Origin of the sequence: Mycobacterium sp. GA-2829 (assembly GCF_001499965.1) — a bacterium.
Taxonomy (GTDB): domain Bacteria; phylum Actinomycetota; class Actinomycetes; order Mycobacteriales; family Mycobacteriaceae; genus Mycobacterium.
Window position 1 is genome coordinate 26,371 of record NZ_LQIT01000004.1, and the last position, 20,247, is coordinate 46,617.

Here is a 20,247-nt window from a genome sequence, read left to right on the forward strand (position 1 = left end):
CACCCCGCGGCGCATGCAAGCCGAACGGTAGCAAAAATTGACGCGCCACGGCATAAAACCGGCGACCTCACCGCGTCGGCCGCCGCTCGGCACCGGTCCGCCACCCCGTTTTTCCTTGCAAAGGACATATCTCCGTCACTCAATCAGCCTCGCGCGACGCCCCGCACCTGCCCCTTTTCGGCCGCCGTTGACCCCGGTGTCAAATCTTTGGCAAACGATCCGCCGATACCGCGCACACGGCGCGCGCGACGGTGTGACGATGCGGGGGTACCGCACCTTCGCCAGGCAGGAGGCCCGCATGTCCCGCGCCTTCCGCCTGCTCGACCTCTGCTATGTCGTCGCTCTGCTCTACGTCTGCGCGGTCGCGCTCGACCCGACCCTGCCCGCCGCGGCGCCGGCCGGGCTGGCGTGGTTCGCCGCCCCGGGCAGCCCCGCGACCATCGCGGTCCTGCTCGGCCTGCCGCTCGCGCACTTCGCGCTGCGCCGCCTCACCGGCCGGGCCCCGCTGCCCGGTCCCCCGCTCGTCGTGATCGCCGCGATGGCAGCCTCGGCCGTCGTTCTGGGCATGAGCGCCTATTGGCACTGTCACGGCGAGCAGGCACCCGCTTTCGCGCCGCTGGCGTGGACGCTGGCGCTGTTCGTCGGCAACGTGGAGAACCCGTTCGGCGCGGCGGCGAGCGGTCCGTGCGCATCGCTGTCCATGCCGGTCGCACTGGAGATCGCCCGACTGCTCGCCATCGTCACCACGCTCACCGCCGCCCTGGCCGCCGCCCTCGAACTGTTCCGCTCCCAACTCGACCGGATCGCGATCTGGCGGGCGCGCCAGCTGACCGTCGTGGTCGGCATCGACGACGAGACGGTGTCGATGTTGCGGGCGATCGCGCGCACCAAGAGCCCCGCCGCCACCGTCGTCGTCCTGACCGGCGACACCGATACCGACGCCGCGCGGGCCGCCCACCAACTCGGCGCCAAACTGCGCGTCGTCGATCTCCTTGACCACGAGGCGGTTTCGCGGCTGCGAATCTGGTGGCGCCTGGACCGCCTGTACCTGCTGTCGGCCGATCCGATGGAGAACATCAAACGGTTCGACTGCATCGACGCCGCCGTCGCCACCGCAGGCAACGAGCACCCGAGGATGCCGCTGACCGTCCGCATCGACGACCCCTGGCAGGCCGAGGTGTGGCGGCGCAGCTTCCTCACCCACACCGACAGCTGGGTCGCCGACGCCGTCGGACGCTACGAGGTGACCGCCGCCAAGCTGGTCCGTCACCTCACCGCCCGAATGCCGGAACCCACGACGGTCGTCCTGTGCGGGCTGACACCGCTGACCTACGCGCTGATCTCCGAACTCGCCCAGGTGCACCGCGAACTGCAGCTGTACGCCAAGCCTGGCGTCACCGCGCCGACCGACGTCGTCATCTTCGCCCGCCGCGCGCAGAGCTTCGTCGACGACCACCACATCCGTCAGGCCCGGATGGCCCCCGACGGCACAGCGCTGCCGGTGTCCGCGCGTGACGCCGACCCCACCGTCGACGCGCTCGCCTCCTACCTGCGCGGCACCGATCCGCGACGCCACGCGCTGATCCTCGGCGATCCCGTCATGGAGACCCTCGGCACCCGGCTGGCGTCCCGGTTCCCGACCCTGCGGGTGTACCTGGCGTCGACCGCGTCGACCTCGTTGCTCGACATCTCGATCATCGGGCACCTGTACGCCTTCCCTGTCGACATGGAACTCGAACCCGATGCGCCGCAGGATGTCTGGGAACGCGCTGCCGAACTGATCCACGAGCACTACAGCGCCGGCTCGACGCGCCCGAGCCGCCGGTGGGCCGACCTCGACCCGTTCGTCAAACAGTCCAACCGGCGCCAACTGCTCAACACGCTCTCGATCGTGGAGACCTACGCCGGCCACACCTGGAACAGCCTCGAAGAACCCGAACCGGCCACCCCGCTGCCGGGGGACTTCGCCGGCCTCGAACCGCTGGCGCAACTGAAGATCCTCGGCTACGACGAATCCACCGTCACCGCGATGGTGCAGGCCGAACACGAGGACTGGCGCCGCTACCACCAGGACGCCGGGTGGCGGTACGCCGAACACCGCGACGACACCCACCGCCGCCACGACAAACTACTGCCCTGGCCCGACCTGGTGGCGCGGCATCCCGAGTTCGTGCGCGATGCACAGCGCAGCCTGGCCACCACCTTGATCAACCTTCGTGCCCTCGGCTATCGGTCGGTGCCGAAAGAATCCGCGGCGCAACAGTGGTCGCGGTACCGCCGCCGCGGTGAGGTGACCGCCGAACAGCGTGCGCAGGCCTGGACGTGGACGACCTCGACCGGTGAGGTCATGCACGCCCGCGCCGGGGACTGGCTGGTCGCCGATGACACCGGCGACACCCGCTCGGTCGCGGCCGACGTCTTCCCCGCGACCCACGAACGGATCGGACCCGGCCGCTACCGCCGCACCGGCACCGTACTCGCCCGCCGCGCCACCCCGGGCGAGATCGTCACCACCCTCGAGGGCGAGGTCATCGCCCGCGACGGGGACTGGATCGTCCAGGGCCCGCACGGTGAGCGGTGGCCCGTCCCCGACGACCGCTTCCAAGACGGTTATGAGCAACTCACCAGCCGCGACGAAGCACTGATCTAGAGAAAGAGCCACGCATGGAAACCGACACCGGGACCACCCTCGGCGCCGCCACCACCATCGCCCGGCAGCGAGCCGAGATCGACCTGCTGCGCCGCCGCATCGCCGAAGACCGCTTCGCCCAGGATCTTCGGGACGCGCTGACCACCGCCGCGGCCACCGGTGCGATCGGCGCGCCCGTGAGCTATGCGCAGCTGGTCGAGATGATCGTGGCCACCGCCGCCGACATCATCGACGCCCGCGCGGCGCTGCTCTGCCTCATCGACACCGAGCACGACGAACTGGTCTTCGAAGAGGCGATCGGCGACGACGGCGCCGCACCCCAGGGTGTCCGCATCCCGGTCGGGCACGGTGTGGCCGGCCTCGTCGCGCTGACCGGCCAACCGATGGCGATCTCCGACACCGACGAGGACGACCGCGACGCCAACGACATCGCCGCCGCTGTCGGTTTCGCGCCGCGGAACATCCTGTGTGTGCCACTGTCATTCGACGACGAGGTGATCGGCGTACTGGAGTTCCTCGACAAGGAGGGCGCCGACGCGTTCAGCGTCGCTGACATGGAGGCCATCGGGCTGTTCGCCAACCTCGCCGCGGTCGCCCTCGAACAGTCCCGCACCCACACCCGCATCGGCGCAATGGTCCGCGACCTGATCCTGGCCGTCGACGGCGCCCCCGACTACGACCGGCACGGCCTGACCCAGCGCGCCCGCGACTTCACCACCGACCTGGGCCGGCAGAGCGGTTACCGCGACGCGCTGGAGATCGCACGGCTGGTGCAGGAGATCGTGCACTACGGCGATGCGGCCGCCGACGCCTGCCGCGGCATCCTCACCAACCTCGTCGAATTCCTCCGGACACCCGCTCGCACAGCCACTTTCGAGGACGCCTGATGGTCGCGAGCTTTCGGCCCGCCTACAGCTCCGCGTTCGCCGACAGCCAGCTGGTCCGCTTCGCGCCGTTCGACCCGATCGAGCGGCTCACGCCCGAGTGGGCGTGGGGCGGCAGCGGTGGCGAGGGAGTGAAGGTCGCGGTGGTGGACAGTGGGATCGACGCCACCCACCCCGACGTCGGGCCGGTCGACGGCTACGTCGCGATCACCGAGGGTGAGGATCTGCGGTTCGTCCACGACGCCTCCCCGCACGGTGACAGCTTCGGCCACGGCACCGCCTGCGCCGGCATCATCCGTTCGTTGGCGCCGCGCTGCGAGCTGTACAGCGTGAAGGTGCTCGGCGGCGCCAACAAAGGTAAAGGCCGGGTGTTCGCCGCGGGCATCCGCTGGGCGATCGACAACGGCATGCACGTTTGCAACCTCAGCCTCGGCACCACGAAACGTGACTGCTTCAGCATCTTCCACGAACTCGTCGACGAGGCGTACTTCAAGAACCTCGTCCTCGTCACCGCCGCCAACAACATGCCGATCCCGAGCTTCCCGTCGGTGTACTCCTCGGTGCTCTCGGTCGCCTCCCACGGCGTGCAGGATCCGTACCTCTTCTACTACAACCCGCATCCGCCGGTCGAGTTCGGCGCACTCGGTATCGACGTGAACATCGCGTGGCACAACCACACCCGGCGCACGATGACCGCGAACAGCTACGCCTCACCGCACATGACCGGACTCGTCGCCAAGATCCTGGGAAAGCATCCAGGACTCACCGTGTTCCAGCTCAAGACGATCCTGCGCGAGCTGGCCGCCAACGTCGACCGCAACAAGGTCAGCGAGCCGCCCCCGCTGTTCGGGACGAAATGAGAGTCCGCGCGTGCCCGCCAATCCCGACCCCACCACCCTGCGTCGCCTGAACCTGTTCCGCGGCATGGGGTTACCGCATCTGGCTGTGCTCAACGGGTTGATGCGTAGGCACGTGCTGCCTGCCGGTGGGCGCATCGTGATGACCGACCAGCTCGATGACACCGTCTATGTCATCCAGAAGGGCGTGGTGCGGATCGTGCGGGAGCAATGCGACGGCGGCGAATTGCTGCTCGCCCTGCTCGGGCCCGGTGAGGTGATCGGCGCGCTCACTCTCGGCGAGACCTCCACCGTCGCCCACTCGATTCTCGCGCTCGACGAGACACAGCTGCTGTGGATCGACCGGCACGCCTTCGAACGCTGCATCCAGACCATGCCGGAACTGAGCGTCAACCTCGCCGGCGTGCTGGCCCGCCGGGTGCAGTTCGCCAACGACCGTATCGAGGCGCTCGCCGGGGTCGACGTGCGCGCCCGCATCGTGCGGCACCTGCTACTGCTCGCCCGTGAATACGGTGAGCCGCAACCAGGATCGGACTGCGTGCGGATCCCGCTGCGCCTCACCCAGGGCGACCTGGCGCGGATGGTCGGCGCCTCCCGGGTGCGCGTCAACCACACGCTGAGCGAGCTGCGGCGCCACCGCGTCGTCGAGATGTGCGCTGACCACCACGTGATGGTGCTCGGGATGGCCGCGCTGGAGAAATTGTGCTGATGCACAACGCATTCAGCGGGTGTAAAAAGTTTGTCACCGTACTGTCGCGCAGTTGATTGTCCGCGGCGCACGCCCAGTGGTCAGATCGGAATGTCCCCATCGGCGGGGCTCATTCCCCTCCGGTGAACTTCGAGAAAAGGAGTCCCCCATGAGCGTGTTGAGCGGCGTCGACGAAACGGGCGCCCCCGCCCTTTACGACATCCCCGACGACGAACTGTCCAAGTACAAAGTCAATCTCAAGCCGATGACCGACGAGGTCCGCAATCGGCTGTTCCCCGGCAAGGATTCGCTGTCCAAGGAAGACGCCCAGGGTGTCGTGCCCGCGGGCCGACCGTCCAGCGACGTCGAGGGATACGCCGCCATCTGCTGGTATTACGTCGAGGACGGCTCCGGCAACTGGGTGTACTGGGAGGAATACTGCTGATGCCGACACAGCCGGGTACGCGCCCTGCGCGCGTACCCGAGGCTGTGACGGCGGCCGCGCGGCTACGGCATGAGGGCCGCCTGCACGACGCGGTGACTCTGGTCGGCGCCGCCCTCGACGACGCCCGCTCGCAACCGTACGGGGTGCCGTTCCGGGACCGGGTGCTGCTGGCGCTGACATTGGCCGACCTGTACATCGGTGTCGGAAACCGTTCGGCAGCACAGGATCTGCTGCATCACGAGGCGCTGTACGCCGACCACATCCTGAGACTCGTCCAGCAGTCCGGCACCCCGGACGAGGTGCATGTCGCGACCGTCGGCTGCTACCAACTGCGAGACCGCGCCGCCCAGATCGCGCTGCTCGACCGGCCCGCGCCGGAACTCGACGTCGTCGACTGGCTCCGCGGTGAACCCACCACGCTCACCGCGTTGCACGGCCGCGTCGTCTTGCTCGAGTTCTGGGCGCCGTCGTGCCGTTCGTGTGCGGGGATGGCCCCGTTCCTCGATGAATTGCTCTCGCAGCACGAGGAATTGAACGTGTTCGGGTTGACCGACCGTCGCACCGAACCGATCGGGCACGCCTTCGGCGCGGCCGTCGTCTCCGACCGCACCCGGCTGCGCTACGGCGCCCGCGGGGTGCCGACCTTCACGCTGATCGACCGTGCGGGCACCGTCCGCGTCGCCACGTCGAAACCCGACAAAGCGGCGCTGCGCGAAGCGATCACACACTTGCTCGACGAGGTGACCCCATGACCACCGAACCCCCCGCCACCCGATCCGGAGCACTGGGACCGGCCATGGGCGCACCGCCGAGCCCTCCGGGCGGCCGACCGGTCGGCATGCCCGTCCGCATGGGTGGGCCACCGCCTCCGCGCGGGATGGCGCGAAAGTACGTGCGGCGCAGCCTGGAGCTGCTGCGTCCGATGCGCGGTCTGGTCGCCGTGTCGGTGATACTCGGGCTGATCGTGACCGCACTGCCGTTCGTCACCCCCGCGGTGTGGGGGCCGATGATCGACATCATGGGCCGGGTCGCCGGCGCGGAAGGCGGCGGCCTGCAGGACATCTGGTCGGTCAGCGGTCCGCGCGCGAGCCGGCCCGACGGCACCGTGTCGGGCCCGATGCTGCCGTTCGCGGGGTGGCTGGCGATCTGGGCGGCGTCGCTGGTGCTCGCGCAGGTGTTGGGCTTCGTCCGCGCCTGGGTGGACGCGCAGGTGGACTGGAAGCTGCTCACCGCCATCCGGCAGCGTGTGCACGACCACCTCCAGTCGCTGTCGCTCGACTTCTTCACCGGCGCACGCAGCGGCGCCCTGATGCAGCGCATTCAGGTCGAGTCGGCCGGGGTGCAGAAGCTGCTCACCGACTGCCTGATCCCGCCGCTGATCGACGCGGTCGTGCTGGTGATCGCGTTGGCGTATCTGCTGTCGCTGTCGTGGCAGATGACCATCGCATCGCTGCTGTTGTCGCCGTTCGCGTTGATGGCGCTGCGGTTCGTCGGCAAGAAGCTGCAGGCCACCACCCGCCAGATCATGATGAGCAGCCGACACCTCGGCGGTGAACTCGAGGAGACCATCAACGGGATCTCCGACATCCAGATCTTCCACGCCGAGGGGCGGCGCAGCGAGCGGTTCGCCGAAGCCTCCGAGGAGGCCGCGAAGACGTCGGCGATGATGGTGGTCTGGCTGCAGGCCAGCAGTCGCAGCACGCAGATCTTCGTCGCGCTGAGCACGGCGCTCGTGCTGATCGTGGGCCTCGCGTTCAGCACAGCCTTCGGGCTGACGTTCAACAGCCTCATCGTGTTCGTCGGCTTCGTGCCCACGATGTTCGCCCCGGCCCAACGGATCATCGACGCCTACACGAGCTACAACTCCGTCGTCCCCAACGTCGTGTCGACCTACGAGCTGCTGGACACCGAACCGACGATCCGGGAACGGCCCGGCGCCGTCGAACTCGACGAACTGCACGGCAACATCGAGTTCAAGGACGTGGTGTTCGGCTACGGCGACCGCCAGAAGGTGCTCGACGGCGTCTCGTTCCGGATCCGCGAGGGCGAGACCGTCGCGCTGGTCGGCCACATCGGGTCCGGGAAGTCGACGATCTTCAACCTGCTGCTGCGGTTCCTCGACCCCGACCGCGGGCGCATCGAACTCGACGGCTACGACATCCGCGACCTGTCGCTTCAGACGCTGCGCGAGCAGGTGTCCAAACTGTCGCAGTTCCCGTTCTTCCTCAAGGACTCGATCCGCGAGAACGTGCGTCTGGCCCGCCGGGACGCCACCGACGCCGAGGTCGAAGAGGCCTGCAGGCTCGCCCACATCCACTCCGTCATCACCGATCCGCTCAAGATCGAGCGCGGCTACGACACCGTCGTCGACGTGCAGGTGCCCTCCGGGGGACAGAAGCGGCTGATCGCCTTGGCACGCTGCCTGCTGCGCCGACCCGAGGTGCTGCTGCTCGACGAACCGACCGAGAACCTCGACGCCGATCAGCGCGTACGCATCGCGCAGGTGATCCGCGAGTACGCCTCCGACCGGACCTGCATCGTGATCAGCCACGACATGGATTTCATCGCCGGCGTGGCCGACCGGATCATCGTGCTCGACGGCGGACGCGTCGCCACCGAGGGCACGCACTCCGAACTACTCGCCCGCGGCGGCCTGTACAAGCAGCTCTACGAGGCGCAGAACGCCGAGCCGGTGGCAACCGCATAGCGGTCGATTTCTTACATAGTTCGCGATTCTGTGGCGCGTATTATTTGCTGCCTTTAGTCTGGCGACATGGAGGGGTACCAGGCGTACATGATCACTAGCTGGCTCAACAACCGAGCACAGTGCCAATGTGGTTATGAAGGCAAACGGCGCTGGTTTCGCGGTAATGCCGTCATCGATGTCATCGAGCACTGCCAGCTGACCAAGCACAAGCCTGTCGGGCTGCCGGCCAGGAAGAGCCAGCTGCAGGCACTCTGACGAAACGACGAACGCCCCCGCCGTGGCGGGGGCGTTCGTTGTAGCTGACTTCGGCCACTGGGCCGATGGTCGGCTCCGGCTGGCGCCTACGCCTCCGCGAAGTTACGCGTCACGGCCGGGTCGACCGGGATGCCAGGGCCCGTCGTGGTCGAGACGGTGATCTTCTTCAGGTAGCGACCCTTGGACGCCGACGGCTTGGCCCGCAGGATCTCGTCCAGCGCGGCGCCGTAGTTCTCGGCCAGCTTGGTCTCGTCGAACGAGGCCTTACCGATCACGATGTGCAGGTTGGCCTGCTTGTCCACGCGGAAGTTGATCTTGCCGCCCTTGATGTCCTGCACGGCCTTGGCCACATCGGCGGTCACGGTGCCGGTCTTCGGGTTCGGCATCAGACCGCGCGGCCCCAGGATGCGCGCGATCCGGCCGACCTTGGCCATCTGATCCGGCGTCGCGATCGCGGCGTCGAAGTCCAGCATGCCGCCCTGGATCTGCTCGATCAGATCGTCGCTGCCGACGATGTCCGCACCCGCGGCCGCGGCCTGCTCGGCCTTGTCACCGACGGCGAACACCGCGACGCGCGCGGTCTTACCGGTGCCGTGCGGCAGGTTCACGGTGCCACGCACCATCTGATCGGCCTTACGGGGATCGACGCCCAAGCGGATCGCGACCTCGACGGTGGCGTCCTGCTTCTTCGACGACGTCTCCTTGGCCAGCTTCGCGGCCTCCAGCGGCGTGTAGAGCTTTTCCTTGTCGACCTTCGCCGCGGCTTCGCGGTATGCCTTGCTGTTCTTGCTCATTGGTATCTCCTGTTTCGAAGTTCGTGGTTGCCGAGCCGATGCCAGCTCTCCCACGGATTGGACGTTGACTCTGCGCTCAGGGCTATGCCCACTCGCAATTTCGCGCCGTCACCGCAGAGTCAACGGGGCAGCACGCCGAATTATTCGACGGTGATGCCCATCGACCGGGCGGTGCCGGCGATGATCTTGGCGGCCTGATCGATGTCGTTGGCGTTCAGGTCGGCCTTCTTGGTCTCGGCGATCTCGCGCACCTGATCCCAGGTCACCTTGGCGACCTTGGTCTTGTGCGGCTCGCCGGAGCCCTTCGGCACACCCGCGGCCTTCAGCAGCAGCTTGGCTGCCGGCGGCGTCTTGAGGGCAAAGGAGAAGCTGCGGTCCTCGTAGACGGTGATCTCCACGGGGATGACGTTGCCGCGCTGCGACTCGGTCGCGGCGTTGTACGCCTTGCAGAACTCCATGATGTTGACGCCGTGCTGACCGAGCGCCGGACCCACGGGCGGGGCGGGGTTGGCCTGCCCGGCCTGGATCTGCAGCTTGATCAGCCCGGTGACCTTCTTCTTCGGGGCCATGCTGTGCTGTTCCTCTTCTTCTTTCTGGGGCTTCTAGTTAGATCTTGGAGACCTGGTTGAAGGTCAGCTCGACCGGTGTCTCGCGACCGAAGATCGACACCAGCACCTTGAGCTTCTGCTGCTCGGCGTTGACCTCGCTGATCGAGGCGGGCAGCGTCGCGAACGGGCCGTCCATGACGGTGACCGACTCGCCGACCTCGAAGTCGACCAGGATCTCGGGACGTTCCAGCGTCGCCTCGGTGGACGCGGCACCGGCAGCCGTCGAGGCGGCCTTGCCGGGCTTCTTCGCCGCGGCGGGCGGCAGCAGGAACTTCACCACGTCGTCGAGGCTCAGCGGCGAGGGCCGCGAGGTCGCGCCGACGAACCCGGTCACACCCGGGGTGTTGCGCACCGCGCCCCACGACTCGTCGTTGAGCTCCATCCGAACCAGGATGTAGCCCGGCAGCACCTTGCGGTTGACCTGCTTGCGCTGGCCGTTCTTGATCTCGGTGACCTCTTCGGTCGGGACCTCGACCTGGAAGATGTAGTCACCGACGTCGAGGTTCTGCACGCGGGTCTCGAGGTTGGCCTTCACCTTGTTCTCGTAACCGGCGTAGGAGTGGATCACGTACCAGTCGCCCGGCTTGAGCCGCAGTTCCTTCTTCAGCGCGACGGCGGGATCCTCGTCCACTTCCTCGGCCGGAGGCGCGGCCTCGGCGGGGGCCTCGGCGGTCGTGTCGGTGGCGGCCTCTTCGCTCACTTCACCACCGGCGACGTCGGCGTCCTCGGTCGCGGGATCGGTGTTGGCCGTGTCGGTCGCATCGGTGTCGACCAGATCGACGCTCTCGGCCGAAGGCGTATCGCCCTCGAAGCTCGTCACGGTTGTAGTCCTCTCTTGGTTACCGGTCGTCCTCGGCTATTCGCCGAACACCAGTCCGACCAGTCGGGCCAGGCCGTAGTCGGCCCCGGCGATCAGCGCCACCATGAACACCAGGAACACCAGCACGACGCTGGTGTAGCTGACCATCTGCTTGCGGTTCGGCCAGATGACCTTGCGCAGCTCGGCGATGACCTGCTTGATGTAGTTGACGACGTAGAGGAACGGGTTCGGGTACTTACCCGGTTCCTTCTTCGTCTTCTTCTTGGTCTTCCCCGAGCCGTTCTCGGTGCCCGAGCTCTCGGTGAGCTCGACGGCATCGGATTCGGCATCGGTGTCGACGGCCGCGCGCCGCGTCCGCTTGCCGGTGGGGCGCAGCGGCCGGGTCACCACGGCGGTCTGGCCGTGGGTGTCGTCGACGCCGTCGTTCTCTGCGTCGCTGCCGGTGCCTGCGGAGCCGGCACGATCGCGCTCGTCGCTCACCGCATGCCTTTCGTCTCGGGTTCGTGTGGACTCTTGGTTGTCATCACTGTCCAGTGTCCACGCTTGTCCAGTATTCAGTTGCAGGGGCGACAGGACTTGAACCTGCAACCTGCGGTTTTGGAGACCGCTGCTCTGCCAGTTGAGCTACGCCCCTTCGGCGTATGGGGCTCACATAATTCGCGCGCTTCCAGACGTCCTGTCGGAAGCGCGCTTGTAATGGGAAAACCCCGGGGACGAGTGTAGCGCGCCACCCGTCCCAGTTACTAATCCGCTTCGTGTTTGACCGGCTTGCGGACCACCTGGCCGCTCTCCGGATCCCAGCCCGCGGAGATCGAGTTGTCGCCCTCGTGGCCCATCAGCGTGGTGAACGCCTCCATCACCACGGCGCCGCCCTCTTCGTCGGTCAGCACGTTGCGCGTGGTGACGATGTCGGCGCCGAAGCGCTCGTCCACGGTCAGGATGTGCATCGTGGCGATCAGGCGGTCGCCCTCTTTGATCGGGCGGTGGAACAGGAACTTCTGGTCGACCTGCACGATCTGCATGGTCTCGAAGCCCACGTCGACGTTCTGGAAGAAGTGCCGCTGGGTCATCACCGCGAGGATCGACATGAACGTCGGCGGCGCGACGAGGCCCTCGTGGCCCAACTCGGCCGCGGCGGCCAGGTCGTGGCTCGCCGGGTCCTTGGCCTTGACGGCGGTGGCGTACTGCCGGATCTGCTCGCGCCCGACGACGAACGCCTCCGGGTACTGCCAGACCATGCCGCGGATGTCGGTTTTCAGTGCCATGTGCGCAGTCCCGCCTATGCCAGCGTCGCGACGGCGACGGCCCGGCCGAAGATCTTCTTGCCGCCGGCCGTGGCCGTCAGCGCGATGGTGACCGACTTCGTCTCGGGGTCAACGGATTTCACGCGTCCACCGAAGACGATCTCGGCGCCGACACCGTCGTTGGGCACGGGTACGACGGCGGTGAACCGCACGTTGTACTCCTTGACCGCGGCCGGGTCGCCGACCCATGAGGTGATGTAGCCGCCACCGAGGCCCATCGTCAGCATGCCGTGCGCGATGGCCGTGTCGAGGCCGACCTGCTTGGCGATGTCGTCGTCCCAGTGGATGGGGTTCAGGTCGCCGGAGACGCCGGCGTAGTTGACGAGATCCTGCCGCGTCAGCGGGATCACCTTCTCGGGGAGCTGATCGCCGACCTTGACCGAATCGAACTCACGCAGTGCCATTGCTGAAGCCACTTTCTCCGTCTTCGTCGCTACGCCCCGCGAGCGTGGTGTAGCACTCCTGTACGACGTCACCATCGCCGTTGCTGATGATGTTGCGCGTCGTGATGATGTCGGTGCCGTGTGCCTTGCGAATCGAGTCGATGTACACGTCGCAGTACAGCTTGTCGCCCGCCTTGATCGGGCGGATGAACTTGAGCGTCTGGTCGACCTGCACGATCTGCGCGTCGCTGATCGCGATGCCGTTGGACTGGAACATCGCCAACTGGGCCTGATAGCCGAACACCGAGATGAACGTCAGCGGGGCGAGCAGCCCGTCGGAGCCGAGCTCGGCGGCCGCGGCGTCGTCGAAGAACGCCGCATCGTCGTTCTTGACGGCGACGGCGTATTCGCGGATCTTTTCGCGGCCGACGATGTAGTGGTCGGGATGGCGGTAATGCGTCCCGACGTAATCGTCCAGAAAAGACACGAGTGATGAACCTACCTAGTCAGCGGAGGCGATGCCCACCGGGCTGACGATCAGCGCGACTCCTTGTGCGCACGATGCGTACCGCAGTTCGGGCAGAACTTCTTCAGCTCGAGGCGGTCGGGATCGTTACGACGGTTCTTCTTCGTGATGTAGTTGCGGTGCTTGCACACCTCGCAGGCCAAAGTGATCTTCGGCCGGACGTCGGTACTGGAGGCCACGTCAGCTGCCCTCTTTCATCAAATCTCGTGCGTTACTCGTGCTCTGTAGCGGTGGGGGGACTCGATCCCCCGACCTCACGATTATGAGTCGTGCGCTCTAACCAGCTGAGCTACACCGCCATTCCAGGCGCCTACCACTCGGCGGTCGCCGAGCCCCCTAACGGAATCGAACCGTTGACCTTTTCCTTACCATGGAAACGCTCTGCCGACTGAGCTAAGGGGGCCTGACCCTCGAACGGCGGAAGACCGTGCCGCGGGCATTGAAGAGAGTACAGCCCGGCCCGCGCACAAACCAAACCGCTGGTCATCACAACCGTGCGCGGGCCGTTCTGATTCCCCTCCTAGGACAGCAGCCAGTCGTTCGGCGCGAACAGTTCGCAGTGCACCCGGTCGGCCGGCACGCCACGTTCCTGCAGTTGAGCGCGCACGGCCTGGACGAATCCGGTCCCGCCGCACAGGTAGACCTCGACGTCGTCGGGCAGGTCGACGGCGGTCACGTCGAGCAGACCCTCACGGGCCTCCGGCGCGGCCTCCTCGTACCAGACCTCGAGCGTGGCGTCGGGCAGTGCGGCGACCAGTTCCCGCTGCCGATCCCGGAGCGGATGGGTCTCCGTGGACCGGTCGGCGTGCCAGACCTTCACGGTCGTCGCAGGCGCGACGGCGGCGAGATGTTCGAGGATGCCGATCATCGGGGTGATGCCGATGCCCGCGGAGATCAGCACGAGCGGGCGGTGGTGCTGGTCGGGGTCGGGCAGGTCGCCGAACGGGACGGTGACGTCGAGGACATCGCCCTCGTGGACGTTGGCGTGGATCCAGGTCGACACCTCGCCTTGGGGGCGGACCGCGAACGTGAGCTCGCCGTCGCCCGGGGTGTTGATGAGGCTGTACTGGCGCAGCTGGCGGGCGCCGTCGGGCAGCGTGACGCCGACCGACACGTACTGGCCGGGGCGGAACGCGCTGAACGGGGCGCCCATGGAGCGGACCGTGAGCAGCACGGCGCCGGACGGGTCGTCTTCCCGGGCGACGACGCGGGCGCGGCGGTAGACGTCACCGTCGTCGACGCCGGCCGCGGCGTACAGGCCGCGCTCGAGCTCGATGAGGGTGCCGGCCATCATCCAGTAGACGGCGTCCCAGGCCTCGGCCACGTCGGCGGTGACGGTGTCGGCGCCGAGCACCTCGACGATCGCGGCGAACAGATGCTCGTGGACGATCTCGTACTGGTCGGCGGTGATGCCGAGCGAGGCGTGCTTGTGGCCGATGCGGGAGAGCAGCTCGGCCGGATGCGGCAGGTTCGGATCGATGAGGCAGGTCGCGTAGGTGGCGATGGACGCGGCCAGCGCTTTCTGCTGGGCGCCCTGGGCCTGGTTGCCGCGGTTGAACAGGTTGCGCAGCAGTTCGGGGCGGGCGTCGAACATCCGGCGGTAGAACTCCGTCGTGATCTCGTCGATGTGCGCGCCGACGAGCGGCAGGGTGGCGGCGATCGTCTGGGCGTGCGCGGGGGCGAGCTCTTCGCCGACGACGGTGGTCATGGGATGTTCCTTTCCTCGGTGGGGGTCTTCGGCGGTGTTCCGAGGAACACCAGGGGAAGTGCGGGGGTCGCCAGGTCGGCGAGGGTGTAGCGGTCGAGTTCGCGGTAGAAGGCCTCCTTGGCGTCGGCGAGCGCCTTGCGCAGGCGGCAGCCGGCGACGAGCGGGCAGGCGGTCTCGCCGCTGCAGTCGACGACCTCGCGGTCACCTTCGAGGCGGCGGATCAGCCAGCCGATCGAGACGTGACGGCCGTCGTCGGTGAGTTCCAGACCGCCGACACGGCCACGGCGCGCGTTCACCATGCCGAGGTCGGCGAGGCGGGCGACGGCCTTGGCGATGTGGTGTTCGGACGCGGCGGCGCCCGCGGCGATGGTGCGGGTGGTGACGCGCTGCCCGTCGGCCTCGCCCGCGGCCAGCAGCATCATGGTCCGCAGGCCGAGGTCGGTGAATCGGGTGAGTTGCACGAATCGAACGGTATGTAAATGCGCAGCTTGGATGCCACTTTTGAGCGTGTGCGGTTAAACACCCCGCGACGTGCGGTTTTTCCACCTGCCGCTTTACGCTGTCGGGCGTGACGAATTCGGACCGCCTCTACTTCCGACAGCTGCTCGCCGGCCGTGACTTCGCCGTGGGCGACATGATTGCGACGCAGATGCGCAACTTCGCGTATCTCATCGGGGATCGCGAGACCGGCGACTGCGTGGTCGTGGACCCGGCGTATGCGGCGGGGGATCTCGTGGATGCGTTGGAGGCCGACGGGATGCATCTGTCGGGGGTGTTGGCGACGCATCATCACCCCGACCATGTCGGCGGGTCGATGATGGGCTTCGAGTTGGCCGGGCTGGCGGAGCTGTTGGAGCGGGTCAGCGTGCCGGTGCATGTGAACAGCCATGAGGCAGACTGGGTTTCGCGGGTGACGGGGATTCCGCGGGGCGACCTGACGGCGCATTCGCATGGGGATGTGGTCTCGGTCGGCGCGATCGAGATCGAGCTGCTGCACACGCCGGGGCATACGCCGGGCAGTCAGTGCTTCCTGCTGGACGGGCGACTGGTCGCCGGGGACACGCTGTTCCTGGAGGGGTGCGGGCGGACGGATTTCCCAGGCGGGAACGTCGACGACATGTTCCGGAGCCTGCAGGCGCTGGCTCAGCTCTCGGGGAATCCGACGGTGTTCCCGGGGCACTGGTATTCGGCGGAGCCCAGTGCGGCGCTGGATGAGGTGCGACGGACGAACTACGTGTACCGGGCGGGCGACCTGGCGCAGTGGCGGATGTTGATGGGCGGCTGAAACCGCCACCGCGTCCGCGTTCGTGACCACACGGCGGAAAAACGGCCTCCCGGCCGCCGCCTGGTTACGAACGCGATATCGCCGGCGATATCGGTTCTGACGACCCACACACCTGCGGCGGCGCGGATTTCGGACGGTATGTCCCCTCTGGAGTTGATATCGCCTGCGATATCACCGCGCTCCCCGCGGCGCCGCGTCCGGTTTCCCACGCGGTCCCGCAGCTTCGGCAACGTCCCACCCGCCCCACGAGCCCCGAACCCGTCAGCACGCGTTCCCCCGGGTTTTCGCACCGAGTGCCACGGAATCCGTATCCGAGAACCGTGACATCGACAGAATCCGTCGCCAAATCGCATTAAGTCCCCCGGAAAGTATCGACATCGCCGGGCCGAACGGGCAAACTAAGGACAAACGAAGCCAGTTCTCAGCCGGGGGTTGCTGTGAAGAACATCGTGTTGTGCTTTGACCGCACGCAGACGCATCCGAGTCAGCAGGCTTCCACCAACGCCGGCGCCCTCTTCAGCCTCGTCGAGCGCTCCCCCGACCAGCTCACCTGGTACGACGCCGGCCACGGCGCCCAACCCCGCGGCGCCAACCCCTTGAAATGGCGCAATGCCGCCGCCGAACAGGCCAGGGCAAGCATCGTCGACGCCTACCGCTTCCTCCTCGACACCTGGTCGCCGGGCGACGACATCTACCTCTTCGGCGTCGGCCGCGGCGCTTCCTGTGCACGCGAACTCGCCCGCTTGCTCGGCACCATCGGCATCTGGCACGACCGCCGCGACCAGTTACTCGACTACCTCGTCGACACCTACGTCCTCCCCCGCACCGACCGCACCCCTGCGGATTGGGCACGCGTCAGCCGTCTCGCCGCATCGCTGACCGGCCGCGACCGCGCCGCGGTCCCCGTCGAATACCTCGGCCTCTGGGACTCGGTCACCGTCCCCACCACCGCCCCGACCGCCGACGACCTCACCAACGTCGCCGCCGGACGCCACGCCATCGCGATCGACGGCGGCCACTTCGGCGAACGCCTCCACGCCCCCACCGTCGAGGAGGTGTGGTTCCGCGGCGCCCACTGCGATATCGCCGGCACCCGCAGTGCGTGCTGGCCACTCGCCGACATCGCCCTCGACTGGGTGCTCGACGGCGCCGTCCGCGCCGGTATCCGCCTGCGCGGCGACTACCGCCTGCCCACGCCGACGGAGTTCGACGCCCTGGCCGGCAGCAGCCATCCGCTGTCCCTGCGCAGGCTCCCCGACGACGCGCGCGTCCACGCCAGCGTCGAGCTCTACGTCCGCGCCCACCCGCAGTACTGGCGGCGGCTGCCCGCCCGCGTCGAGTGGGCCGACGCCGAATGGCTGGCTCGCAGCGAACGGCTCGTGCCCACGCACACGCCGCTGCCCGCACCCCGCGAGCTCGCCGACGCTACGGCGTGACCGGCCGGTCACCCCAGCCCGAGTTCGCCACCACGTCCTCGAAGGTGATCCCGCTTCCGTGCACCAGCGCGGGGAACGTGAACGGCGGCGCCTTGCGCGGGTCAGCGGCGACATCACGGGCGATGAGGTCGGCGATCGCGTAGCCGAGATCGTGCCGCGGCCACGCCTGCAGCACCCGCTCCACGAATTCCCCTGAGAGCAAACCCCTTTCGCGGCCATCGATGTCGAGCGAGATGCCGAAGAACGTCACTGCCTGTTCGGCGCCGAACCGCTCGGCCAGGCCGAGGCTGGTGTGCAGCGCGATGCCCTCCCACACCGTGCGGATCCGCTCCTCTGCGACCCCGCGCGACAACAGGAACCGCTGCGCGGCGTCGGCGCCGTCGACCTCGAATCGCTGGGACCCCGCGCCGTGCTCAGTGACCCCGAGGTCGTGCAGCAGGCATGTCAGGAACACGACTTCGTCGTCGTACCGCATGCCTTTGGCGGCGGCGAGTTCACGGGCGAACAGATAGCTGCGGACGGTGTGGTTGGCGATGACCGGCGTCGAGACGTCGAACACCAGTCGCATTGCCGCCGAGCAGATGTCGGTATCGGGCAGATTCCATGCCGAGGTTTCGGTCAGCGTCACGCCATCCACTCTCGCGTGCACGGCAGCGCACCACGAGTGTCCAGATGGACAGATGACGCCGGAATCTGGCCATCACTCTTCCTTTTCGTAACGTTGTTACGTAACGTCAGCCCGATGAGCGACACCGCGACCTACGACCTGACCGAATCCGTCGCCACCATCACGATGGACGACGGCAAAGCCAACGTCCTCTCCCCCGCGATGCAGGCCAACCTCAACGACGCCCTCGACCAGGCCGAGAAGGACGATTCGAAAGCCGTTGTGCTGGCGGGCAACCAGAAGCTCTTCAGCGGCGGGTTCGATCTGGCGGTGTTCGCCTCCGGCGACGCGCAGGCCGCCCTCGGCATGCTCAGCGGCGGCTTCGAACTCGCCGTGCGCTGCCTGACCTTCCCCAAGCCGATCATCATGGCCGCGACCGGACCCGCGATCGCGATGGGCTCGTTCCTGCTGCTGTCCGGCGACGTCCGGATCGGCACGCCGCGCACCCGCTGCCAGGCCAACGAGGTCGCGATCGGCATGGTGCTGCCCATCTCGGCGATCGAACTGATGCGGATGCGGTTGACGCCCGCAGCGTTCCACCGCGGCATCTCGATGGCGGCGGTGTTCTCCGGCGACGCGGCGATCGACGCGGGGTGGCTCGACGAGATCGTCGAACAGGACGCGGTCGGACGGGCACAGCAGGTCGCGGCCGAGGCCGCGGCCACCCTGCACCTCAACGCCCACCTCGCGAGCAAGCTCAAGGCCCGCGAGCAGTCGCTGCAGGCGATCCGCGCCGGAATCGACGGCCTGGCAACGGAGTTCGGCGGCTAGGACGCGATGCCGAGGGCCAAGCAGCGCACCCCCGAACTACGGGACCGGCTGCTCGAGGTCGCGGTCGCGACGCTCAACGACGAGGGCGTCACGCGGCTGACCACCCGGCGGGTCGCCGAGCGGGCCGGGACGTCGGTACCCGCGGTCTACGAGCTGTTCGACGACAAGGCCGGCCTCGTCCGCGCCATCTTCTTCGAGGGCTTCCGCCGGCTCGGCCGCGACCTCGCCGAAACCCCGATCACCGACGATCCCGTCGCCGACGTCGAGGCGATCGTGCCGGTGTTCCGCCGCTTCTGCACGCAGTCGCCTCGGCTGGCGCAGGTGATGTTCTCCCGACCGTTCGCCGACTTCGACCCCGGCCCCGCGGAATTGGCCGCGGGCGAGTCGGTGCGCGACATCTTCCTCACCCGCATCCAGCGCTGCCTCGACGAGGGTGTCCTCGTCGGCGATGCCATCGACATCGCGCATGTGTTGCTCGCACTCGCGAAGGGGCTGGCCGTGCAGGAGGCCGGCTGTTGGCTGGGCACGACGGCGCGGTCGGTCGACCGGCGGTGGCAGGTCGGGGTGCACGCACTGCTCGCGGGCTTCCGCCCGTGATTTCGGTGTAGCTGGTTGCGCTCACCGCAACCAACTACACCGAAATCGCACATGCGGAAGTTGAGGCGGATGCCCCATGCCCGTGACGGCCCGGGCGCCGCAGCATCGGAGCATGAACACACAACCCACTCCCCAGGCGGCCGCGGAAGCGACCGCGACTCAACCCCTTCCAGACGGTGACGAGGAGCGCGTCGTCGGCTTCGGCGTCATGGGCCTGCCCTTCGCCAGCGGCCACTACCTCGCCTTCCGCGACTTCCCCGCCACCTCGTTCTCCCCCGCCTACCTCTCGGTGTGGCACCGCACCCCCGACGGTGTGTGGACGTTCTACGCCACCACCCCGGGCGCACAGAGCTGCTCGCGCTACTTCAGCTCCGCCACCACCGTCGACCCGGTCGTCTGCCCGATCACCGCGACGTGGACGACGCCCTGGACGCTGAGCATCACGATCCCCGGCGTCCTGCGGTGGCAGGTGGACATCACCGCGACAGCCGCGACCAGAGCCCTCACCGCCGTCGGCACCCGCCTGCCCGCCAGGACCTGGGCCGACCCGCGGGCACTCGCCGTACTCGGCCGCATCGTCGGCCCCACGCTGCGCGCGGGCAGCCTCCGGCTGACCGGCACCGCGTCCAACGGCCAGCAGTTCCGCATCGGCCCCAAGCGGGTCTGGGTCGTCGCCGACTCCACCGCGACCGTGCGCGGCAGGGACCTCGGCCCGACGGGTCCGCTGCCCAGCCAGGCGCGGCTCGCCGACTTCCGGCTGCCCCAACGCGGTATCTGCGTCGTCGGGCAGGGTCTGTTCGATCCGTTCGACCGGCGCCGACACCAGGACGCCGATCGGCTGTCACTGACCTGACCGACGACG

Annotated in this window: 24 protein-coding genes and 3 tRNA genes; 13 read left to right on the forward strand and 14 right to left on the reverse strand. The window is 67.9% G+C overall.

The window, feature by feature from the left end:
- Nucleotides 1-259 precede the first annotated feature (259 nt).
- The 8 genes from AU194_RS03605 to AU194_RS03640 all read left to right on the forward strand — a co-directional run bounded on the left by AU194_RS03605 (nucleotide 260) and on the right by AU194_RS03640 (nucleotide 8,486).
- Nucleotides 260-2,650 (forward strand): RyR domain-containing protein, encoded by a 2,391-nt coding sequence (locus tag AU194_RS03605; protein ID WP_157575880.1) that lies wholly within the window; start codon nucleotides 260-262, stop codon nucleotides 2,648-2,650.
- A 14-nt stretch (nucleotides 2,651-2,664) separates the two neighbouring features.
- Nucleotides 2,665-3,537 (forward strand): GAF domain-containing protein, encoded by an 873-nt coding sequence (locus AU194_RS03610; RefSeq protein ID WP_059087867.1) that lies wholly within the window; start codon nucleotides 2,665-2,667, stop codon nucleotides 3,535-3,537.
- On the forward strand, nucleotides 3,537-4,394 hold the full coding sequence (locus tag AU194_RS03615) for a S8 family serine peptidase (protein WP_157575881.1): 858 nt from the start codon (nucleotides 3,537-3,539) through the stop codon (nucleotides 4,392-4,394). The genes AU194_RS03610 and AU194_RS03615 overlap by 1 nt, the downstream gene beginning before the upstream one ends.
- 10 nt (nucleotides 4,395-4,404) lie before the next feature.
- Nucleotides 4,405-5,100 (forward strand): Crp/Fnr family transcriptional regulator, encoded by a 696-nt coding sequence (locus AU194_RS03620; protein WP_059087868.1) that lies wholly within the window; start codon nucleotides 4,405-4,407, stop codon nucleotides 5,098-5,100.
- Between the two features lie 148 nt (nucleotides 5,101-5,248).
- The gene (locus AU194_RS03625) at nucleotides 5,249-5,524 is read left to right on the forward strand and encodes a hypothetical protein (protein WP_059087869.1); all 276 of its coding nucleotides are present in this window, start codon (nucleotides 5,249-5,251) and stop codon (nucleotides 5,522-5,524) included.
- On the forward strand, nucleotides 5,524-6,276 hold the full coding sequence (locus AU194_RS03630) for a TlpA disulfide reductase family protein (protein ID WP_157575882.1): 753 nt from the start codon (nucleotides 5,524-5,526) through the stop codon (nucleotides 6,274-6,276). The genes AU194_RS03625 and AU194_RS03630 overlap by 1 nt, the downstream gene beginning before the upstream one ends.
- A complete protein-coding gene (locus AU194_RS03635; RefSeq protein ID WP_231743147.1) occupies nucleotides 6,273-8,231 on the forward strand; it encodes an ABC transporter ATP-binding protein in 1,959 nt (652 codons plus the stop codon). The genes AU194_RS03630 and AU194_RS03635 overlap by 4 nt, the downstream gene beginning before the upstream one ends.
- 66 nt (nucleotides 8,232-8,297) lie before the next feature.
- Complete coding sequence (locus tag AU194_RS03640; RefSeq protein ID WP_059087871.1) at nucleotides 8,298-8,486, forward strand: hypothetical protein; 189 nt, start codon at nucleotides 8,298-8,300, stop codon at nucleotides 8,484-8,486.
- An 86-nt stretch (nucleotides 8,487-8,572) separates the two neighbouring features.
- On the opposite strand, the gene rplA is transcribed toward AU194_RS03640, so the two are convergent.
- The 13 genes from rplA to AU194_RS03705 all read right to left on the reverse strand — a co-directional run bounded on the left by rplA (nucleotide 8,573) and on the right by AU194_RS03705 (nucleotide 15,090).
- Nucleotides 8,573-9,280 carry a 50S ribosomal protein L1 gene (gene rplA, locus AU194_RS03645; protein WP_059087872.1) on the reverse strand — a complete coding sequence of 236 codons (708 nt, stop codon included), beginning with the start codon at nucleotides 9,278-9,280 and terminating at the stop codon, nucleotides 8,573-8,575.
- Nucleotides 9,281-9,420: 140 nt separating this feature from the next.
- Nucleotides 9,421-9,849, reverse strand: coding sequence for a 50S ribosomal protein L11 (gene rplK, locus AU194_RS03650; RefSeq protein WP_059087873.1), 429 nt, complete (start codon nucleotides 9,847-9,849; stop codon nucleotides 9,421-9,423).
- Nucleotides 9,850-9,886: 37 nt separating this feature from the next.
- On the reverse strand, nucleotides 9,887-10,663 hold the full coding sequence (nusG, locus tag AU194_RS03655) for a transcription termination/antitermination protein NusG (protein ID WP_369804021.1): 777 nt from the start codon (nucleotides 10,661-10,663) through the stop codon (nucleotides 9,887-9,889).
- 81 nt (nucleotides 10,664-10,744) lie between these two features.
- A complete protein-coding gene (gene secE, locus AU194_RS03660) occupies nucleotides 10,745-11,188 on the reverse strand; it encodes a preprotein translocase subunit SecE (protein ID WP_059087875.1) in 444 nt (147 codons plus the stop codon).
- A gap of 81 nt (nucleotides 11,189-11,269) precedes the next feature.
- Nucleotides 11,270-11,342: transfer RNA gene (locus AU194_RS03665), tRNA-Trp, on the reverse strand.
- Between the two features lie 109 nt (nucleotides 11,343-11,451).
- A complete protein-coding gene (gene hadC, locus AU194_RS03670) occupies nucleotides 11,452-11,973 on the reverse strand; it encodes a (3R)-hydroxyacyl-ACP dehydratase subunit HadC (protein WP_059087876.1) in 522 nt (173 codons plus the stop codon).
- Between the two features lie 14 nt (nucleotides 11,974-11,987).
- Entirely contained in the window at nucleotides 11,988-12,416 is a 429-nt protein-coding gene (gene hadB, locus AU194_RS03675) for a (3R)-hydroxyacyl-ACP dehydratase subunit HadB (protein WP_059087877.1), read from the reverse strand.
- The gene (gene hadA / locus AU194_RS03680) at nucleotides 12,403-12,882 is read right to left on the reverse strand and encodes a (3R)-hydroxyacyl-ACP dehydratase subunit HadA (protein WP_059087878.1); all 480 of its coding nucleotides are present in this window, start codon (nucleotides 12,880-12,882) and stop codon (nucleotides 12,403-12,405) included. Before hadA ends, hadB begins: the two co-directional genes overlap by 14 nt.
- A gap of 50 nt (nucleotides 12,883-12,932) precedes the next feature.
- Nucleotides 12,933-13,100 carry a 50S ribosomal protein L33 gene (gene rpmG / locus AU194_RS03685; protein WP_011558336.1) on the reverse strand — a complete coding sequence of 56 codons (168 nt, stop codon included), beginning with the start codon at nucleotides 13,098-13,100 and terminating at the stop codon, nucleotides 12,933-12,935.
- Between the two features lie 46 nt (nucleotides 13,101-13,146).
- Nucleotides 13,147-13,220, reverse strand: a tRNA-Met gene (locus tag AU194_RS03690).
- A 31-nt stretch (nucleotides 13,221-13,251) separates the two neighbouring features.
- Nucleotides 13,252-13,324 (reverse strand) — tRNA-Thr (locus tag AU194_RS03695).
- Nucleotides 13,325-13,441: 117 nt separating this feature from the next.
- A complete protein-coding gene (locus tag AU194_RS03700; protein WP_059087879.1) occupies nucleotides 13,442-14,629 on the reverse strand; it encodes a globin domain-containing protein in 1,188 nt (395 codons plus the stop codon).
- On the reverse strand, nucleotides 14,626-15,090 hold the full coding sequence (locus AU194_RS03705) for an Rrf2 family transcriptional regulator (RefSeq protein ID WP_059087880.1): 465 nt from the start codon (nucleotides 15,088-15,090) through the stop codon (nucleotides 14,626-14,628). The genes AU194_RS03700 and AU194_RS03705 overlap by 4 nt, the downstream gene beginning before the upstream one ends.
- 173 nt (nucleotides 15,091-15,263) lie before the next feature.
- On the opposite strand from AU194_RS03705, the gene AU194_RS03710 reads away from it, so the two are divergent.
- The gene (locus tag AU194_RS03710) at nucleotides 15,264-15,914 is read left to right on the forward strand and encodes an MBL fold metallo-hydrolase (RefSeq protein WP_231743158.1); all 651 of its coding nucleotides are present in this window, start codon (nucleotides 15,264-15,266) and stop codon (nucleotides 15,912-15,914) included.
- A gap of 437 nt (nucleotides 15,915-16,351) precedes the next feature.
- The gene (locus AU194_RS03715) at nucleotides 16,352-17,350 is read left to right on the forward strand and encodes a DUF2235 domain-containing protein (protein ID WP_059087882.1); all 999 of its coding nucleotides are present in this window, start codon (nucleotides 16,352-16,354) and stop codon (nucleotides 17,348-17,350) included.
- Here the strand turns inward: AU194_RS03715 and AU194_RS03720 are convergent.
- Entirely contained in the window at nucleotides 17,340-17,918 is a 579-nt protein-coding gene (locus AU194_RS03720; RefSeq protein WP_059087883.1) for an HD domain-containing protein, read from the reverse strand. The two genes, AU194_RS03715 and AU194_RS03720, sit on opposite strands and share 11 nt — an antisense overlap.
- A 174-nt stretch (nucleotides 17,919-18,092) precedes the next feature.
- Here AU194_RS03720 and AU194_RS03725 point away from each other — a divergent pair, with 174 nt between their 5' ends.
- The 3 genes from AU194_RS03725 (at nucleotide 18,093) to AU194_RS03735 (ending at nucleotide 20,238) form a co-directional block, all read left to right on the forward strand.
- Nucleotides 18,093-18,788 (forward strand): crotonase/enoyl-CoA hydratase family protein, encoded by a 696-nt coding sequence (locus tag AU194_RS03725; RefSeq protein WP_059087884.1) that lies wholly within the window; start codon nucleotides 18,093-18,095, stop codon nucleotides 18,786-18,788.
- Between the two features lie 6 nt (nucleotides 18,789-18,794).
- Nucleotides 18,795-19,385, forward strand: a complete 591-nt coding sequence (locus tag AU194_RS03730) for a TetR/AcrR family transcriptional regulator (RefSeq protein WP_059087885.1) — start codon at nucleotides 18,795-18,797, stop codon at nucleotides 19,383-19,385.
- A gap of 112 nt (nucleotides 19,386-19,497) precedes the next feature.
- Nucleotides 19,498-20,238 carry a hypothetical protein gene (locus tag AU194_RS03735; RefSeq protein WP_059087979.1) on the forward strand — a complete coding sequence of 247 codons (741 nt, stop codon included), beginning with the start codon at nucleotides 19,498-19,500 and terminating at the stop codon, nucleotides 20,236-20,238.
- The last annotated feature ends 9 nt before the right edge of the window (nucleotides 20,239-20,247 follow it).

What these genes read in the sequence shown, in the direction of transcription:
- AU194_RS03605 (WP_157575880.1), top strand. Translation starts at nt 260, where the DNA reads ATGCGGGGGTACCGCACCTTCGCCAGGCAGGAGGCCCGCATGTCCCGC.
- AU194_RS03610 (WP_059087867.1), top strand. Translation starts at nt 2,665, where the DNA reads ATGGAAACCGACACCGGGACCACCCTCGGCGCCGCCACCACCATCGCC.
- AU194_RS03615 (WP_157575881.1), top strand. Translation starts at nt 3,537, where the DNA reads ATGGTCGCGAGCTTTCGGCCCGCCTACAGCTCCGCGTTCGCCGACAGC.
- AU194_RS03625 (WP_059087869.1), top strand. Translation starts at nt 5,249, where the DNA reads ATGAGCGTGTTGAGCGGCGTCGACGAAACGGGCGCCCCCGCCCTTTAC.
- AU194_RS03630 (WP_157575882.1), top strand. Translation starts at nt 5,524, where the DNA reads ATGCCGACACAGCCGGGTACGCGCCCTGCGCGCGTACCCGAGGCTGTG.
- AU194_RS03635 (WP_231743147.1), top strand. Translation starts at nt 6,273, where the DNA reads ATGACCACCGAACCCCCCGCCACCCGATCCGGAGCACTGGGACCGGCC.
- AU194_RS03640 (WP_059087871.1), top strand. Translation starts at nt 8,298, where the DNA reads ATGGAGGGGTACCAGGCGTACATGATCACTAGCTGGCTCAACAACCGA.
- rplA (WP_059087872.1), bottom strand. Translation starts at nt 9,280, where the DNA reads ATGAGCAAGAACAGCAAGGCATACCGCGAAGCCGCGGCGAAGGTCGAC.
- rplK (WP_059087873.1), bottom strand. Translation starts at nt 9,849, where the DNA reads ATGGCCCCGAAGAAGAAGGTCACCGGGCTGATCAAGCTGCAGATCCAG.
- hadC (WP_059087876.1), bottom strand. Translation starts at nt 11,973, where the DNA reads ATGGCACTGAAAACCGACATCCGCGGCATGGTCTGGCAGTACCCGGAG.
- hadB (WP_059087877.1), bottom strand. Translation starts at nt 12,416, where the DNA reads ATGGCACTGCGTGAGTTCGATTCGGTCAAGGTCGGCGATCAGCTCCCC.
- AU194_RS03700 (WP_059087879.1), bottom strand. Translation starts at nt 14,629, where the DNA reads ATGACCACCGTCGTCGGCGAAGAGCTCGCCCCCGCGCACGCCCAGACG.
- AU194_RS03710 (WP_231743158.1), top strand. Translation starts at nt 15,264, where the DNA reads ATGATTGCGACGCAGATGCGCAACTTCGCGTATCTCATCGGGGATCGC.
- AU194_RS03720 (WP_059087883.1), bottom strand. Translation starts at nt 17,918, where the DNA reads ATGCGACTGGTGTTCGACGTCTCGACGCCGGTCATCGCCAACCACACC.
- AU194_RS03725 (WP_059087884.1), top strand. Translation starts at nt 18,093, where the DNA reads ATGAGCGACACCGCGACCTACGACCTGACCGAATCCGTCGCCACCATC.
- AU194_RS03730 (WP_059087885.1), top strand. Translation starts at nt 18,795, where the DNA reads ATGCCGAGGGCCAAGCAGCGCACCCCCGAACTACGGGACCGGCTGCTC.
- AU194_RS03735 (WP_059087979.1), top strand. Translation starts at nt 19,498, where the DNA reads ATGAACACACAACCCACTCCCCAGGCGGCCGCGGAAGCGACCGCGACT.